At 29.8% G+C, this 17,955-nt stretch carries 19 protein-coding genes and 1 tRNA gene; 14 read left to right on the plus strand and 6 right to left on the minus strand.

What is annotated here, in order from left to right; all coding sequences use genetic code 11:
- Nucleotides 1-12 precede the first annotated feature (12 nt).
- The 4 genes from purM to purD are packed head-to-tail and all read left to right on the plus strand — an operon-like array spanning nt 13 to nt 4,370.
- A complete protein-coding gene (purM, locus tag E6771_RS05670; protein ID WP_316090202.1) occupies nt 13-1,014 on the plus strand; it encodes a phosphoribosylformylglycinamidine cyclo-ligase in 1,002 nt (333 codons plus the stop codon).
- A complete protein-coding gene (purN, locus tag E6771_RS05675; protein ID WP_316090203.1) occupies nt 1,002-1,577 on the plus strand; it encodes a phosphoribosylglycinamide formyltransferase in 576 nt (191 codons plus the stop codon). Before purM ends, purN begins: the two co-directional genes overlap by 13 nt.
- Before the next feature lie 13 nt (nt 1,578-1,590).
- Nucleotides 1,591-3,096: a bifunctional phosphoribosylaminoimidazolecarboxamide formyltransferase/IMP cyclohydrolase gene (gene purH / locus E6771_RS05680; protein ID WP_316090206.1), complete on the plus strand. Its 1,506-nt coding sequence runs from the start codon at nt 1,591-1,593 to the stop codon at nt 3,094-3,096.
- A 20-nt stretch (nt 3,097-3,116) separates the two neighbouring features.
- Nucleotides 3,117-4,370, plus strand: coding sequence for a phosphoribosylamine--glycine ligase (gene purD, locus E6771_RS05685; protein WP_316090208.1), 1,254 nt, complete (start codon nt 3,117-3,119; stop codon nt 4,368-4,370).
- Between the two features lie 286 nt (nt 4,371-4,656).
- Here the strand turns inward: purD and E6771_RS05690 are convergent, their stop codons facing one another.
- The 6 genes from E6771_RS05690 to E6771_RS05715 all read right to left on the minus strand — a co-directional run bounded on the left by E6771_RS05690 (nt 4,657) and on the right by E6771_RS05715 (nt 10,385).
- Nucleotides 4,657-5,586, minus strand: a complete 930-nt coding sequence (locus E6771_RS05690; RefSeq protein WP_316090209.1) for a DMT family transporter — start codon at nt 5,584-5,586, stop codon at nt 4,657-4,659.
- A gap of 24 nt (nt 5,587-5,610) precedes the next feature.
- Nucleotides 5,611-6,786, minus strand: coding sequence for an MFS transporter (locus tag E6771_RS05695; RefSeq protein WP_316090210.1), 1,176 nt, complete (start codon nt 6,784-6,786; stop codon nt 5,611-5,613).
- A 46-nt stretch (nt 6,787-6,832) separates the two neighbouring features.
- Entirely contained in the window at nt 6,833-7,504 is a 672-nt protein-coding gene (locus E6771_RS05700; protein ID WP_316090212.1) for a hypothetical protein, read from the minus strand.
- A 94-nt stretch (nt 7,505-7,598) separates the two neighbouring features.
- Nucleotides 7,599-8,381 (minus strand): GTP pyrophosphokinase, encoded by a 783-nt coding sequence (locus tag E6771_RS05705; RefSeq protein ID WP_316090213.1) that lies wholly within the window; start codon nt 8,379-8,381, stop codon nt 7,599-7,601.
- A gap of 16 nt (nt 8,382-8,397) precedes the next feature.
- Complete coding sequence (locus tag E6771_RS05710; protein WP_316090215.1) at nt 8,398-9,546, minus strand: hypothetical protein; 1,149 nt, start codon at nt 9,544-9,546, stop codon at nt 8,398-8,400.
- Between the two features lie 29 nt (nt 9,547-9,575).
- Nucleotides 9,576-10,385: an SIR2 family protein gene (locus E6771_RS05715; protein ID WP_316090217.1), complete on the minus strand. Its 810-nt coding sequence runs from the start codon at nt 10,383-10,385 to the stop codon at nt 9,576-9,578.
- Between the two features lie 220 nt (nt 10,386-10,605).
- Here E6771_RS05715 and cls point away from each other — a divergent pair, with 220 nt between their 5' ends.
- The 10 genes from cls to E6771_RS05765 all read left to right on the plus strand — a co-directional run bounded on the left by cls (nt 10,606) and on the right by E6771_RS05765 (nt 17,634).
- The gene (gene cls / locus E6771_RS05720; RefSeq protein ID WP_316090218.1) at nt 10,606-12,054 is read left to right on the plus strand and encodes a cardiolipin synthase; all 1,449 of its coding nucleotides are present in this window, start codon (nt 10,606-10,608) and stop codon (nt 12,052-12,054) included.
- A 168-nt stretch (nt 12,055-12,222) separates the two neighbouring features.
- The gene (locus E6771_RS05725) at nt 12,223-13,113 is read left to right on the plus strand and encodes a LysR family transcriptional regulator (RefSeq protein ID WP_316090220.1); all 891 of its coding nucleotides are present in this window, start codon (nt 12,223-12,225) and stop codon (nt 13,111-13,113) included.
- A gap of 93 nt (nt 13,114-13,206) precedes the next feature.
- Nucleotides 13,207-13,551: a MerR family transcriptional regulator gene (locus E6771_RS05730; RefSeq protein WP_316090222.1), complete on the plus strand. Its 345-nt coding sequence runs from the start codon at nt 13,207-13,209 to the stop codon at nt 13,549-13,551.
- Nucleotides 13,552-13,782: 231 nt separating this feature from the next.
- Nucleotides 13,783-14,208: a cupin domain-containing protein gene (locus tag E6771_RS05735; protein ID WP_316090223.1), complete on the plus strand. Its 426-nt coding sequence runs from the start codon at nt 13,783-13,785 to the stop codon at nt 14,206-14,208.
- 47 nt (nt 14,209-14,255) lie between these two features.
- Nucleotides 14,256-14,678 (plus strand): cyclophilin-like fold protein, encoded by a 423-nt coding sequence (locus E6771_RS05740; RefSeq protein ID WP_316090224.1) that lies wholly within the window; start codon nt 14,256-14,258, stop codon nt 14,676-14,678.
- Between the two features lie 13 nt (nt 14,679-14,691).
- Nucleotides 14,692-15,390, plus strand: coding sequence for a carboxymuconolactone decarboxylase family protein (locus E6771_RS05745; RefSeq protein WP_316090225.1), 699 nt, complete (start codon nt 14,692-14,694; stop codon nt 15,388-15,390).
- Between the two features lie 62 nt (nt 15,391-15,452).
- A complete protein-coding gene (locus E6771_RS05750; RefSeq protein WP_316090226.1) occupies nt 15,453-15,917 on the plus strand; it encodes a cupin domain-containing protein in 465 nt (154 codons plus the stop codon).
- A gap of 501 nt (nt 15,918-16,418) precedes the next feature.
- Nucleotides 16,419-17,174, plus strand: coding sequence for a PHP domain-containing protein (locus E6771_RS05755; RefSeq protein ID WP_316090227.1), 756 nt, complete (start codon nt 16,419-16,421; stop codon nt 17,172-17,174).
- A gap of 55 nt (nt 17,175-17,229) precedes the next feature.
- Nucleotides 17,230-17,306 (plus strand) — tRNA-Arg (locus E6771_RS05760).
- Nucleotides 17,307-17,328: 22 nt separating this feature from the next.
- Nucleotides 17,329-17,634: a hypothetical protein gene (locus tag E6771_RS05765; protein WP_316090228.1), complete on the plus strand. Its 306-nt coding sequence runs from the start codon at nt 17,329-17,331 to the stop codon at nt 17,632-17,634.
- Nucleotides 17,635-17,955: the final 321 nt, after the last annotated feature.

Genomic DNA, 17,955 nt, shown 5'->3' on the forward strand with positions numbered 1-17,955 from the left:
TGGGAGGAAAAAATGGCAATTTCTTATAAAGAAGCTGGAGTGGATAAAGAAGAAGGTTACAAGGCAGTAGAACTTATGAAAAAAGCAGTAGCTAAAACTCAAAACAGCAATGTACTGAATGGACTTGGAAGTTTTGGAGCTATGTATGAATTGGGAAAATATGAAAATCCTGTATTAGTTTCTGGAACTGATGGAGTAGGAACAAAACTTGAAGTAGCATTGACATCAAAAAAATATGATACAGTAGGAATAGATGCTGTGGCTATGTGTGTAAATGATGTACTTTGTCATGGAGCACAACCTATATTCTTCTTAGACTATCTGGCTTGTGGAAAACTAGATGCTGAAGTGGCTGCTGAACTTGTATCAGGAGTTGCAGAAGGTTGTTATCAGGCAGGAGCTGCACTTATAGGGGGAGAAACTGCTGAAATGCCTGGATTCTATAAAGTGGGAGATTATGATATTGCTGGATTCTGTGTAGGAGCAGTGGAAAAATCTAAAATAGTAAATGGAAGTACAACTTCTGAAGGAGATATCCTTATAGCAATTCCTTCTTCTGGAGTACACAGCAACGGATTCTCATTAGTAAGAAAAATAATAACTGATTATACTAAGGATTTTAATGGAAAACCTATCAGTGAAACTCTTTTAACACCTACAAAAATATATGTTAAACCTGTATTAGCTGTATTGGAAAAATATAATATAAAAGGAATGGCTCATATAACTGGAGGAGGTCTTCCTGAAAATCTTCCCAGAACTATAAGTGAAGGACATCAACCAGTAGTTTTCAAAGATAAATTGAGAGTTCTTGACATATTTAAATATATTCAAAAAGAGGGAGAAATACCTGAAAATGAAATGTATGGTACATTCAATATGGGGGTAGGATTTGTTTTGGTAGTAAATCCTAAAGATAAAGATGGAGTAATAGAAGAATTGGAAAAATATGGAGAGGAAGCTTTTGAAATAGGATATGTTCAAAAGGGAGAGAAAGGCCTATGTTTAAGATAGCAGTATTAGTATCAGGAGGAGGAAGCAATCTTCAATCTATAATAGAGAAGTCAAAAAGCGGAGAGCTAGCTTGTGAAATAGCTTGCGTCATTGGAGACAGAGAGTGTTATGGAGTGGAGAGAGCAGCTGAACAAGGGATAGTAAGCTGTATTCTTGACAGAAAAGTTTTTAAAAAAGAATTATGCAGGGAGATAGACAGAGTTGTTTCTGAAAAAGAAGTAGATCTTATAGTTCTTGCAGGATTTTTATCTATAATTGATGAAGAATTTGTGGAAAAATGGAAAGGGAAGATAATTAATATTCATCCATCACTTCTTCCTAAATTTGGAGGACCTGGAATGTATGGAATAAAAGTACATGAGGCAGTCCTTGCAGCAGGAGAAAAAGAAAGCGGATGCACAGTTCACTATGTGGATATAGGTGTGGATAGTGGAGAGATAATCTTTCAAATAAAAGTTCCTGTAATGGAAGGGGATACAGCTGAAATTCTTCAAAAAAGAATATTAGTAGAAGAGCACAAACTTTTACCAAAATCTATTTCTAAAATAATATCAGAGAGATAAAAAGGAGAAAAAGTTGATGAAAAGAGCATTGATATCAGTTTTTGATAAGAATGGTATATTAGAATTTGCTAACTTTTTAGTTAAACATGGAGTAGAAATAATTTCAACAGGTGGAACATATAAACATTTAAAGGAAAATGGAGTACCTGTAATAGAGGTTGCTGAAGTTACTGGAGCTCCAGAAATGCTTGATGGAAGAGTAAAAACTCTTCATCCAGTTATTCATGGGGGAATACTTGCTATAAGAGACAATGCTGAACATATGGCAACTATTAAAGAAAGAGGGATATCTACTATTGATATGGTAGTTGTAAATCTTTATCCTTTCTTTAAAAAAGTAAACGAAGATCTTACTTTTGAAGAAAAAGTAGAATTTATTGATATTGGTGGACCTACTATGCTGAGATCTGCTGCTAAATCATTTAATGATGTAGTAGTTATAAGTGATACTGCTGATTATGAAACAGTAATGAAAGAGATGGAAGCTGGAGAAGTTACATTTGAAACTAAAAAAAGGCTGGCTGGAAAAGTATTTAATCTGACATCAGCTTATGATGCAGCTATATCTCAATTCTTGCTGGGAGATGAGATGCCTAAATATTTAAATGCTTCATATGAAAAATTAATGGACCTTAGATATGGGGAAAATCCTCACCAGAAAGCAGCATATTATGTATCTACTACTGATACTGGAGCTATGAAGGATTTTGAACAATTAAATGGAAAAGAACTTTCATTTAATAATCTAAGAGATATGGATGTAGCTTGGAGAACTGTATGCGAATTTACTCAGCCTGCCTGCTGTGGATTAAAACATTCCACTCCTTGTGGAGCGGCTATAGGTAATGATGCTCATGAGGCTTATATAAAAGCTTATGAATGCGATCCTGTATCTATTTTTGGTGGAATAGTAGCTTTAAATAGAGAAGTAGATGCTGATACAGCTAGAGAAATGGTAAAAATATTCTTAGAGATTGTTATAGCACCATCATTTACTGATGAGGCTTTAGAAGTACTTAAAGTTAAGAAAAATCTTAGAGTTATAAAATGTAAACATATACCACAGGATAAAATTAATATGGTAAAGGTAGACGGAGGACTTCTTATTCAGGATGAAGACCTAAGCTTTACTACTGATTATGAAGCGGTTACAGAAAAAGCTCCAACTGCTGAAGAAATGGAAAACCTTATATTTGGAATGAAAGTGGTAAAACATGTAAAATCAAATGCTATTGTAGTGGTAAAAGATATGATGGCAGTAGGAATTGGAAATGGTGAAACTAACAGGATATGGCCGACTAAACAGGCAATAGAAAGAGCAGGAGATAAAGTAAAAGGAGCTATCCTTGCTTCTGATGCTTTCTTTCCATTCAGAGATGTTGTTGATGAATGTGCAAAAGCTGGAATAAAAGCTATCATTCAGCCAGGTGGATCTATGAGAGATCAGGAATCTATTGAAGCATGTAATGAGCATGGGATTTCAATGGTATTCACTGGAATGAGACACTTTAAACACTAATACAAAGGAGATATTAAAATATGAAAATATTAGTAGTTGGCAGTGGTGGAAGAGAACATGCTATCTGCTGGAAAGTAAGCCAGAACAAAAATGTAGAAAAAGTTTTCTGTGCTCCTGGTAATGGAGGAACTGCAACACTTCCAAAAGGAGAAAATGTAAATATAAAAGGAATAGATGAGCTTTTAGCATTTGCTGTGAAAGAAAATATAGACCTGACTATTGTAGGAAGTGAAGAACTTCTTGTAGATGGAATAGTAGATAAATTCCAAGAAAAAGGATTGAAAATATTCGGACCAGATAAAAAAGCTGCTCTTTTGGAAGGGTCAAAAGCATATGCAAAGGATTTTATGAAAAAGTATGGAGTAAAAACTGCTGCCTATGAAATATTTACTTGTCCTGAAAAAGCAAAAGAATATATAAAAACTTGTGAATTTCCATTGGTTGTAAAAGCCAGCGGACTTGCAGCAGGAAAAGGAGTGCTTATCTGTCAGAATTTAGAAGAAGCTCTGAAAGCTGTAGATGAAATCATGGTAGATAAGGTATTCAGCAGTGCAGGAGAGGAAATAGTTGTTGAAGAATTTTTAGATGGAGTGGAAGCTTCTATATTGTCAGTTACAGATTCTAAAATTATACTTCCTTTTATATCTGCTAAGGATCACAAAAAGATAGGAGAAAAGGAAACTGGATTAAATACTGGAGGAATGGGAACAATAGCTCCTAATCCTTATGTAACTAAAGAGGTATATGATGCTTTTATTACAGGAATTATGAATCCAACTTTAGAAGGTATCAAAGCTGAAGGAATGAATTTTGCAGGAGTTATTTTCTTTGGTCTTATGATAAATGAAAAGGGAGTGTATCTTCTTGAATATAATATGAGAATGGGAGACCCTGAAACTCAAGTAGTATTGCCTTTACTTGAATCAGACTTTGTAGAACTTCTTGAAAGTGGCTTAGAAGGGAAATTAGACACTGCTGATGTAAAGTGGAGCAATAAGTCAGCCTGCTGTGTAGTTCTTGCCTCTGGTGGATATCCTGAAGCTTATAAGAAAGGATATACAATAACTGGAATAGAAAAAGCAGACAATATGGTTTTTGTAGCTGGAGCTAAACTGGAAAATGGAGAACTTCTAACTAATGGTGGAAGAGTATTAAATGTAGTGGCTGTAGGAAATGACTTAGAAGATGCAAGAGCTAAAGCTTATGCAGATGCTGAAAAGATTGAATTTACAGATAAATGCTATAGAAAAGATATTGGAGTACTATATAGATAAAAATTTAAATGGGGTATGTCGAAAGATGTATCCTGTTTTTTTATGCAGTAGTTTATTAGATACCAGATATATTAGAAAATAAAAAAGAGAGTAACAATAGATTAAATGAATTTTAGAAATTTGGAAATTAGAAGGATTTATATAATTACTGAGATGCAACAGTGGAACTCTTGTAATCCTTCAACTATTCTTTTATATTTTAGAAACAAAATTAATAATAAATCTTTCTACTGGAAAATTTCTAAAGTTCTATTTAAAAGTTACTCTCTTTATTTTAAATAAAGCATTATTTATTATAACAGTTTAAAAGTGTAATTCTTGTACACACAAGAGCAAGGGCAGCAATAGTTTCTAGTCCAAGACTGTGATATTCAGAAAGAACTATTGCAGATAATAAAGTTCCAAATATAGGTTCCATAGCTTTATAGCCAACTACTTTTGAGATAGGATTGTATTTTAAAAGTATTCCCCAAGTGACAAATGTAACAGAAGAAACAAATACCAGATAAAAAAGAATGAAAAAAGCTTCAATATTTTCAATATGCAGTCTTCCTCCTAATCCGAATCCTATTAATAGAAGAAAAGAACCACCTATCAAAAACTGCCATCCACTCAGTGTAACAGCGTTCTCATTTGTTGAAAACATTTTAGTTATACAATCTGAAAGACCAAATACCACTGCACTTAAAAGGAGTAATCCCTCTCCTCTGAAAGCAAAAGAAAAAGTAAAATCTCCATCTAAATTCAAGAGTACAATAGCAGAAAAGCATAATAATCCTGCAATACATTTTATTTTAGTGAACTTTTCCTGACGAAAAATAAAACAAGAAGCCAGCATAGCAAAAACCAGATTGGTTCCATTTATAACAGAGGCTTTTATTCCATTTGTACCAGCAAGTCCAAGATACATCAATGAGTAAAAAATTGTAGTACGAATAAATCCGAGAAATGCTATTTTAGAAAAATTGCCCTTAGCTGGAAATAAAAGGGATTTATGTATAATACTTCCAACAGCTATTGTAGCTATACCTGCCAGTGTAAAACGTAAACCAGCAAATAAAATGATAGCAGCAGTAGCTCCAGATTTGATATTGAAAAGAGTGTATCCGAGTTTTATTCCAGGAAAAGCACTGCCTCCAAGAACACAGTATATCATTGCTAGAGTAAATACAACTGTTCCCCTTGAAAAATATGATGATTTAGTTTCATCATTCATAATCTTCCCCCTTTTTATATAATTTTATGATTCAATTTTTTTGTATTGAAAATAGTTATACATATATACTGTACCAGCAAGAAATAAAATTATTGTAACTGCTGCAAAAGGCAGAAGTTTGTTTATTTCATATATAAATCCAGTAAATAATGAACCTGTTATCATTCCAAAGGATTTAGCTGAATTAAAATATCCTGACAGAAGACCATAATTACTGCTTTGCCCCCTAGTAAATAATGATTGCTGTATAGGTACATATATTGCATTGAATATATAAAACAATACACTAAATAGAAAAAAGATAAATACTTTAGAACTAAACACAAGAACAAATATTCCCATAATGCTGTTTGAAAAAAGTACCACAGGGAAAATTTTTCTTAAATTAAACCTATTAGCAAGCCACATATTTATAGTAAGATTAGCGAAAAGTCCAAGAATACCAATCATTCCCATTATACCGCCATTGTATGATGGTGGGAGATTGAGAGCAGATTTTATATAAAAGTTAAAACTATTGTTAAAACCAACTCTGGAAAATTCAGTAAGTATAACCCCAATGAAAAATATTATAATGGGAAAAGTAAGAATATCCTTTCCTTTTTCTATATCTATTATCTTCATTATTTTTTTGAAATTTATCTTTTCTTTTATTCTTTTTTCTTCACTTAAACTTTCAGGAAGTAAAATTTTAAATAAAAAGGCTTCAACAAGGAGTAAGGGTACTTGAAGCATAAAAGTATAATAAATATTTACTTTACCAACAAATCCTCCTATAAAAAATCCTGCAGATACTGCCAATGTAACCAATGCAGCAAAAAAAGATAAACTTTTAATTCTTTCATGTCCTTCAGTCATATCAGAGATATATGCAAGAGCTGTTACTAAAAATCCCCCTGAAAATATACCAGCAAAAAATCTAAAGAATAAAATAAAAGGCAAATAGCTGCATACTGCAAATCCAAACTGCCCAATAGCATAACCTACCATACATATTCTTATAACTGTGACTCTTCCCTTCCTATCACTTAACTCTCCCCAGAAAGGTGAAAACAAAAAGTTAGAACAAGACATTGTAGCAAACATTAAACCAAAAACATAGTCAGGCATATTTAAAGATTCAACATATGCAGGAGTGATAGGATGAATAAGGTTGTTAATAACATTAACGCAAAAATAGAGTATAAAAAATCTTTTCATTTGTTTTTTTAATTCCAATAAAAACATCCCCCTGTAATTACAGAAATCAGCTTAGAAAAGAAAACTTTTCATCTTTCATAAGTTGGTCTTCTTGTATTTTATAATATTTAAAATGTAAATTTTTATATCCTTTTGTATACTCTTTTATATTAAGCGGAGAATCTATAGAATAAATATTAATATCCAGTTTATTAAAATCAGGATAAGTTTTTTTTATATACAACAGAGCACCTGTCAAGTATAAATTTTCTTGTTCAGAAGCTATAATAGATATTTTTTCATCTTTTACCAATAGTATTTTTCCTGCTAATTCTACAGCTTGAGAATTGATAAAAGAATCTGGATTTCCTTTAAGATTTAAAGTGAGAAATTTATTCCAGAAATTTTGAAATTGAGAAGAATACTGATCATCATTTGACAGAAGAGAAATTACTTTAACTTTATCATCTCTTTTAATCTTTGAGTTTATTTTATCCATTTCATTGGCTAAAAGTTCATTTTTTAGATTTGAATTTTTAGCATTGCTGATATAATGAATAACAGCATAATCAGTAGTCTTAGTAATAGGTTTTTCCTTTGGAGTTTTATTTACTACTTTTGAAGGAACAGTTTTTGGTGGTGTATTAGTTTTTGGAGTCTTATTTTTAATGTAGGAATTATTGCAGCTAATCAAAAGAAAAGAAGCTGAAATAAGACAAATATTTTTAAAGTATTTCATTTAATTCCTCCTAATTTCCATAAAATAAACTAAGAATTATCATAAATTATAAAAAATCTTCAATATTTAAAATAATATTGAAGATTTTTAATCACTATTTGAATTTATTGTCAAGTTCTCTATAGTGAGTGTCTTCGCTTGGATGTACAGTGAATTGAGATTTCATATTTTTAATGAAAGTTCCCATTTCATCAGCACTTCCTACAATTCTATTAAAGATACCAAGGTATTCAGTAATGATAGGATTGTCAATGTCGTATGGATATCTCATTAGGTGATCTATCTCACTCCATGCTTCTTCAAAAACTGTTCTAACCTGTATTTCTACAAGAATTTCATCATGGCTTGTTACAGGAATTCCAATAAGATAGTGTACAGAACGATAACCATGATCCCTTACAACTATTTCACAATTCAGTTCTGAAATACTTTCCTGAAGATGATCCACATTGTAATCTCCACGTCTTATATTTACTTGAGGGGTCTCTCTTATTTCCCATAATTTCATTATTTCCTCATGAATTCCTCTCCAATCATCTTTAAATAAATGAAGAACTCTTATACCTATGAGGTCAGTTACTATGTTTTTGTATGTTTCTACAGAAATTCCCCTGCTGACATATTTACTTCCTTTACGAATTATCTTTTCTATAAGATGTTCAGGCTTTTTTACTCTTCTTCTTACTGAGTGTACATTAGGTACATCTATAAGCTTTGATACTATATGTTCTGCTTCTTTTTCAAGATAAGGAACAAGTTTATTATAATTTTCATATATCTTTACTAATTCATCCCAGACCAATCCTGTAGATACAAAATACTCTTCATCAATACAAAAGTTTTTGAAAAACTGATCTTTCTCTAATAAGTCAGACATACTTCACCTCTTCATATCAGATTTTTTTTATTTTTTCTAAGGTTATTTCCACTGCTTTTCTATAGCAGCATATTTCATTCTTTTCATTTATTTCTCTAGAAGAAACAGGTTCCATAAGTTTAACATGTTCTTTCAAATCAAAATTTATTCCATGGAGATGAAGTTTATGAGTTTTTTCAAAACTTAATATATCTCCTGAAAGTATATTATAATTATTCTTTATTCTGAAATTAACCCAATTAGAAAGCTTTTCATTTTTCAAATAAGAATTTAAAAGAAAAAGGGTATAAAAAGTATCTTTAACCTCATTTATATTTTTTTCTTTATAAAGCTCTAATTCTTTAGTTATAAACTTATATGAGTTGATAGTTTCAGATATGATGGTAAATTTGTAAACTTCAAGCCTGTTTTCAAAAGAGATATCTCCTATAAGTTGATTATATTTAAAAGTAATATTTTCTCCAGCAAATACCTTTTTGAAAAGTTCTGCCACTTCACTAAGGCGAGAAGTTTTAACTTTATCGTATATATTATATTTAAAGTAATCATCTTTTTTAACAAGAGTTTGTTTATCATTAAGCTCTATACTTAGAGCCAGTTTAAATTCTCTGGTTTTTATTTCTAATAATTTGAATTTTCCATACACTAATATTTTTAATAAAACATTATGGATAACAGTATTTCCAATCTTTATTGAAGTGGTACCAATATTTACTATTTCATCAAAATCCATTTTTTCAGAGAAATTTTTATATTTAATTGGAAAATTTCTAAGCTGTAATGAAGTATATTTAATTTCGAGACCACTTTCAAAAGATGAATTATCAGCTGAGATAATTACATGTCTAGGATCAGTATTTTCTTTAGAAATATTATTTACAGAAACAGCTTCATCAGAAATATTATCATCAGTTGAGATGATTTTTTCATCTTCAATGATATCTTTATTTACAGAAACAATTTCATCAGAAATTTTATTATCGATTGAAACAATTTTTTCATCTTCAGTAAAATCTTCATTTTCAAAAAGGATTTCTTCTTTATTATCTTCAATAATGTCTTTAATTTTTTCATCAACTGCATCTTTATTTAAAGAATCATCTGGGAATAAACGTATTTTAATAGTATCAATATTATTTTGAGTATTTTTACTGGTAATATCCAAATCCTCTATGGTATGTTCTTCTAAAGATATTACCTTACTAACTTTTTTTTTAAAACATCATCTCCATCAGTATCAATTACAGTATGAAGATTAGCAAGAAGTTCTTTTTCGCTTAATGTTGTAAGCTTTATATTGTATTTATTTATAAAGTCAGTAACTTTAGGATCTATTATAGAAGTTGATGTTACTACATATACAGGTTGTTCATTATTTTTTATCATTGATAGAAGATAATCAAGCATATTTAAAAAATCTGGATCTTTAAGATCAACTCCTAAAAAAAGAGTAGGTCTGCTTGAAAGCTCTAAGCTCAAATCATTGAAAAAATCTTTATAAAACTCAAGTCTTTTTAACTTTCTGATGTCTTGACTCGTCAAAAAAAGATCTTCAGAATTATAGATAGTACCCATAATTTTATAAAATCTTATTTTTCCTTCAGTTGATTTTAATGGTTTTAAAGGTGTTGATACAGATATAAGATTAGTAAATAAACACTCAATCATTACATCATAATTCATGGTAAATATAGCTTCAAAGTATCCTGAATTAAAGATATCACTATATATTTCAACATTCTTATGATGTTTTAAATCAAAAATTTCTCTGATGTGCTTTATTAATCCCTTTTTTGAATTTATTACTGCATCAAGATAAGTTTGAGATGTTTCAGCTAAAGAATTTATATTTCTAATATAGCCTTTAGCTGACTGTTTGATATCAGACAGAACAGATTCGGCTATTTCAAGTCTTGTTGGGTAACCAGTGATTTTACTTAGAAAATCCCCAGTAAAAAGATTCAATTTTTGATCTTTTTCAAACTTATCAAAAAAGTTTTTCATGGTATCACCTACCTTGTTAGTTAGTTGTTCTATCACTATTAGTATAACTTAAATTGACTAATTTAACAACAAAAAAATTTCAAAAAGTCAAGAAAAAAACACTTAATTCAAAAACTATAAAAAATTCGATAAAAAAAAGGAAATAGTAAAGTAAAACTTGAATTATTAATTAGAAAAATATTAAAAAAAATGCTATTATTTTATGTATAGAGGTGGTTGAATGAATTTGATTATTACTTTTTTTAAAGATTATATAGCAATCATAAATATGATGTTTATTATTATCATTATTTTGATTGAACGGAAAAAACCTGTATATACACTTTTTTGGATAACAATACTTGTACTTGCTCCGTATTTAGGATTTATAGCTTATTTATTTTTTGGGCTTAGTTTTCAAAAGAAAAGAGTGGTAAATCAATTTTATAAATGGAAATTTATCCACAGCAAAAAACTTATTAAATCTTCAGAAAGGGCTGATTTGTTAAGATGGAAACAATTAATTTCCTATCTTGAAGTATCTTCAAAAAATAAATTGACTACTCTTAATTCAATGAAAATATTTACTGAGGGAAATCAATTTTTTAAAAGCATGATAAATGATTTGAAAAAAGCAGAAAAAACTATATATATGGAATACTATATATTCAAATATGATGAAATAGGGAAATCTATAGTTGATATTCTCATTCAAAAGGCAAAAGAAGGAATAGATATAAAAATAATAGTAGATGAAGCTGGTGGTACCAGTCGAAAAATGATCAGAAAAATGAAAGAAAACAAGATAGATGTAGAAATATTTTTTCCTTCACACTTTCCATTTTTAAAAATAGCTAATTTAAGGGCAAACTACAGAGATCATAGAAAATTATGTATTGTTGACAGTAAATTGGGATATATAGGTGGATTCAATATAGGAGATGAATATCTAGGTAAAGGCAAATTAGGCTATTGGAGAGATACAGCTGTAAGAGCTTTTGGAGAGGTGGCACTTGAACTTGAAAAAGAATTTTTCTTTTCATGGGAGATAGTGAAGAAAGAACATATAGGATATGAAGAAAAGAAATATCAATATGAAAGAGAAGCTATACAGGAAGTAATAAAAGATAGAGGAAAATATTCTGGATATGCTCAAGTAGTCAGCAGTGGACCAAATTATCAATTTAGAACTATGAGGGATACATTCTTAAAAATAATAATGGAAGCCAAAAATTACATCTATATACAGACTCCATATTTTGTTCCTGATGATGCAGTTTTAGAAGCATTGAAGATAGCAGCCATGTCAGGAGTCCATATAAAAATAATGATACCAGATAAACCAGATCATTTTTTTATCTATTGGGTAAATCAGTATTTTGTAGGAGAGCTTTTGGATTTAGGGGTAAAGGTATATAAATATAATAAAGGTTTTCTTCACAGTAAAATGGTTATGGCTGACAGTGAAATAGTGAGTGTAGGAACTGCAAATTTTGATAATAGAAGTTTTTATCAGAATTTTGAAATAAATATAAACATATATGAAAAAGATGTAGCAGAGGAATTTAGAGAAATATTCTACAGAGATATGAAAACCAGCAATAAAATATTAAGAAGTGAGTATAGCAATAGGGGATATTATATCAAATTTAAAGAATCAATATGTCGTCTGCTTGCTCCTATATTATAAAAACATTCATTAAAAGAATGATAAAATTCTCAATGAATGCTTTTTTAATAATTAATTAATTTTTAATATAAATTATAATTTTAAAAATAAAATAGAAGATTTAGATAGGAAATAAAAGTTGTGTATAATTAACAGGCAAATAAAAGATGTCAGAAAGGGATGAAATAAATGGAGATAAGAGTATTAAAATATTTTTTAATGGTAGCAAGAGAAGAAAATATTACTAGAGCAGCAGCTCTTTTGTATATTACACAACCTACTCTTTCCAGGCAACTGATGCAGCTTGAAGAAGAACTTGGAGTAAAGCTTTTCCATAGAAGCAAACATCGCATAATTTTAACTGGTGATGGAATGCTGTTGAAACGGAGAGCTGAGGAAATTGTTTCTCTTGCTGATAAAACAGAACGAGAATTCTTTCAAAAGGATGAAAATCTTATTGGAGAGCTTGTAATTGGCAGTGGGGAGCTGCAAAGTTCACAGTTTTTATCTATGCTGCTTGCTTCTTTTTATAAGAAACATCCTCAGGTATATTATGAAATTTATAGTGGAAACTCAGACAATATCAAAGAAAGAATTGAAAGAGGAATTCTTGATATGGGGCTGCTGGTAGAACCTGTTGATACCAGTAGATATGAATTTATAAGATTTCCTATAAAAGAGGAGTGGGGAATACTTGTAAGTGAAAATTCAGAACTTGCTGGAAAAAAAAGTGTAACTTCTAAAGATTTAATCAATATACCATTGATTATGACTAAACGTGAAACTTTACAAAAGGAATTAAAAAACTGGTTTGGAATATATTCAGAGCAGATTGAAGTTGTTGCCAGTGGAAATCTTCTGTATAACATGGCAGCTATGGTAAAAAATAGAATGGGGGCTGTTATTACTTTGAAACTGGATTGTAAATATAATGAACTTTCTTTTGTTCCTCTTTCTCCCAAATTGGAATCAACTACAGTATTGGTATGGAAGAAGAATCAAGCTTCTTCTCCAATTGCTTCAGCATTTATTGAACATGTTAAAAAATACGTTTCAAGCATTTTTAATGATACAATCTAAGTATTAGACATAATTAAATAATAGGTTTAAAATGTAGTTACTTAATAGAGTAGCTGCATTTTTTATTTTAAGAACAGTTAGGAAGTGAGCATAATGACATTTGATGAAATAAAAAAATATTATAATATAACTGATGAGATTATTCAAGAATATAAAAATTGGGGTTTTTCCAGAATAGAAAAAAATGGTAAGAATAATTCAGAGCTGGAGAAATTAAAATTAATTATGATATTGAGAGACAGTGGCTTTAATGCAAAAGAGATTGAAAATTATATGAAGATAGAATTTAAAGATGGAAGAGCAGATGCAAAAAAAATGAAGCTGCTTAATGATAAAAGAAATCAATTATTGGATAAAATCCATACATATGAAAAACAACTGGGGAATTTAGATTACATTAGATATGAGATTCGTAAAAATATAGAAGGAGGAATTTAAAATGAAATTAGATTTTTATTACTACAACCCTGCTAAAATTTATTTTGGAAAAAAAGCTCTTGATAATTTAGATGGAGAACTGAAAAGCTTTCTGGTTTTATTAAGGAATTAGGACTGCCTTTAACTTTGAGAGAATGTGGCCATAAAAAACTATCTTCAGAAGAAATATTGAATATTTTAAAAGCTGTTTATTGAGAATAAAAATCAGGAGAGTGAAATAATATGAAAATAATGAAAAAAGAAGATTTTGAAAAAATAAATATCTTTGGAACAGGAAAGCCTAATGATGCTTATGCAGAATATTTTATAGGAAATTCATTTTTAAATTTTCTTATGGAGCCAGGAGCCTCTTCAGTATTTCTTGCAAATGTAACTTTTGAACCAAGATGCCGCAATAACTGGCATATTCATCATGCTGACAAAGGAGGAGGACAGATTTTAATCTGTACAGCTGGTGAGGGTTGGTATCAGGAAGAAGGAAAAGAGGCAGTAAGCCTTAAACCTGGAATGGTAATTGTTATTTCTCCAGAGATGAAACACTGGCATGGTGCAAAAGCAGATTCATGGTTCAGCCATATAGCTATAGAGGTACCAGGAGAAAATTGTTCAAATGAATGGTGTGAACCAGTTACTGATGAGGAATATAATAAATTATAAAGAAAAAATATGGACTATTCAGACAAAAAGCCAGAAAGGAGAAAATTATGAGCTTAAAAATTATATTGACAGGATTGATAATACTTTTCTCAATAAAAGCTTACAGTTCAGAGAGAAAAATAAAATTTTCTTTCAATGATAAGGAAATAATAGTAGCTTTAGAAGATAATAGAGCAGCAGAAAGTTTATTAAAACAGCTGCCTTTAACACTGAGATTTGAAGATTACAGCAATACAGAAAAAATAAGCTATCTTCCTGAGAAGTTAGATGTAAGTCAGGCACCAGACAGTTGTACTCCTCATACTGGTGATTTAACTTATTATTCTCCATGGGGAAATCTAGCATTTTTTTATAAAGATTTTGGATATTCTAAAGGACTTATATTATTAGGAAAAATAGAAAGCGGAATGGAAGAATTAAAAGAGCTTGATAAAGCTCTGTCTGTAAAAATTGAAAGAATGAATAAATAGTGAGGTGAATATTATGAAAAGAAGATTTATTATGTTGTTAATATCAATATTTGGTTTTACATCTGCTATTGGAGCAGAGACAAAAGGATTGACTCAAAAGGAACAGGAAGTAGTTAGAATATCTGCTTTTACAGCCAGTGGGGATTTAGAAAATCTGAAAATTTCATTGAATGATGGATTAGATGCAGGACTTACTGTAAATGAAATAAAAGAAATTTTAGTCCATACATATGCTTACTGTGGATTTCCTCGTAGTTTAAATGGAATAGGAGTTTTTATGAATGTACTTTCTGAAAGAGAAGAAAAAGGGATAAAAGATGAAGTAGGGAGAGATATTACTCCTATTCCTAGTGATCGAAATAGTATTGAATTTGGAACTGAAGTTCAAACAAAATTAGCAGGAGCACCAGTACAGGGAGGAATGTATGACTTTGCTCCAGCAGTAGATGAATTTTTAAAAGGGCATTTGTTTGGTGACTTATTTGGAAGAGATGTTATAGACTTTAAAACAAGAGAGATAGTAACAATAGCTGCTCTTGGGAATATGACAGGAGTAAATCCACAGCTTGCAGCACACTTTAATCTTGGAATGAATGCAGGACTTACAAAAGAACAGATTAATGGAATAATAGATGTTTTTGATAAAAAAATAGGAAAAAATCAAGGAAAAAATGCCAGAGAAATATTTGATAGTGTATTAAAAAGCAGATAAAAAATAAGGTAAATTAATTTTAAATTTCAGAAAAAATAATAAAAAAGCAGGAGGAAAATATTATGAAAAAATTATTATTGGGATTATGCTGTTTAGCAAGTTTTGGAATTGCATATGGAAGTGAGAATCAAACAGTAACATTTAAAGACAAACAGGCTGTATATAAAGGACCAGAAGAATTCTTTACAGGAGATGTGCAAGTAAAAGCAATGACAGATACAAATGATACCACTAATTATGGAACTGCATATGTTACTTTTGCTCCTAGAGCAAGATCAGCATGGCATACACACCCAGCCGGACAAACATTGATTGTTGTTTCGGGTAAAGCTTGGACACAAGAATGGAATGGAAAAAAAACAGAAGCTAAAGCAGGAGATATTATCTGGTGTCCAACAGGAGTAAAACACTGGCATGGAGCATCTCCTGATGGAGAGATGACACATCTGACTATTACTGGAGTAAAAGATGGAAAGAATGTAGAATGGCTTGAAAAAGTTACTGATGAACAATATTTAGCTGATTAAATAATAAAGATTATATACTTATAGGATTGATAGATAATCACAAGCTTTTATTATAAAATAGAAGTTTGTGATTATTGTTATTTTGAGATTGGAGTATTAAGAAAAATAGTGACAGATTATAGAGAAATTAAAGAAACTTATAAAAAATACAGTTATTAACAAAATAAAGATTAGAAAAAAGATACTGGTGCTATTATAATTAAAATACTTCAGAAATTATGGTTAATATAGGAATTTCTAGAAAATTATAAGGCAGAGATTATTAAATGTAAACTTAACATACTACAACATTTTGACAATATTTTAGATTAGTGATATATTATTATTATAAAGAATTTATTATGAGGATAAATGATAATATTCAGAAATAAGAGTATTACTGAATATTTTATAATTATAATGTATTTTTAAGTGTCAGCAGATTATTAGAACTTATATAACCAGCATTTAAACACTTTAAAAACATGAATTCTTTTTATTTTATAAAAAGAGGTGAGAATAATGGTAGAATTTCAAAAACTGTCTCCTTTCTTTTTTCCCTTTATAGATAGTGACAGTAGATTTGCAGGAGATTTTTATTATGATCTTCATATACATACAACAGCTTCAGACAGTTTTATAAAACCGGATTTTTTAAAAAATTTTGTAAAAAATAAAAGATATTTATTGTCAGTTACAGACCATAATGAAATAAGAGGAGCAGTAGAGCTCTATGAAAAAGGAATAAATGTGGTTCCTGGAATGGAATTAGGTTGTGAGGATGGCTTTGAGCTTTTAGTCTATTTCAGGAAAATGTCTGATTTAGAAGAATTTTATGTAAAAGAAGTAGAGCAATATAAAAATGTAAAAAGAATGGCAAAAACCCATAGAAATATTTATGAATATATGGATGCACTACAAGGATGGGAATGCCATAAGTCAATTCCTCATATATGTGGAATTGTCCAAAAGAATTTTATAAATAATAAACCATATATCTATAATATCATAAAATTAGTAGATTCTCTGGAAACTCATAATCATGCTCTTTCTCTGATCAGAAATCTGGAAGCTGCTGAATTACGGGAAAAATATGGTCTTACTGCAACTTTCGGCAGTGATGCTCATATCATTAGAGAAGCAATATCCTATTATAAATACTCTAATATGGATCAGAAGAATGGAGATAAGGTAATGGATTATCTTTATAAGATTGGCAGTGTAGGAGGAATTGGACAAAAACATCTTCTTCATCTTATTAAAAATACCATATTGTAGAATGTTAAAAAACTCTTTTCAAAATATAAATTTTAGTGTATAATATTGACTGTGTGATCCCGTAGCTCAATTGGATAGAGCAATTCCCTCCTAAGGAATAGGTTGTGTGTTCAAACCACATCGGGATCGCCAGCTTATGAATGAAGGAGCTGAAATGAAAAAAGTACTTATAATAATTACAGTTTTAATGATGACAGGATGCAGCAGTTTAAGTTTTTTTAGTGGTGGAAAAGAAAAAAATGTAAAAAATGAATATACAAAATTGTCTATAAGACTGGATAGACTGATGGAAAATGAAATCAATGAAAAAAATAGAGCTAAATTAGAAGAAGATTTTGTAAAATATAGAAATAAAATCAATAATTCTCAAGGTAAAAATAGAGATTATAATGATGTAGTGAGAGAGTATGCGAAAAAAGCTGATATAAATATACAATATTTACAGGATTTAAAAGATTAAATTTATAATTTTTAAAATATACAGATCAGGCTATAAACAAATTTCATTTGTTTATAGCCTTTTTTATAATATAAATTTTTTAAAGGAGTCCATTAATTGAGATGAAAGGGTCTTCATATTATAATTTTTAGAAGATTACAAAAGAAAATTTTAAAAAATTGATATATTAAAACTAAAAATTATAACTGTAGAAAGATAAAATACTGGAAGCCTATAAAATAATCAAAAGAGAAAAGAGACTGCAGAAATCACTCAAATTAGTAACTTCCTGCAGCCTCTTTATCTTCAGATGATGTGTATTGATATCAGCTTTACCTTTAG

The organism is Fusobacterium sp. (genome assembly GCF_032477075.1).
Lineage (GTDB): Bacteria > Fusobacteriota > Fusobacteriia > Fusobacteriales > Fusobacteriaceae > Fusobacterium_A.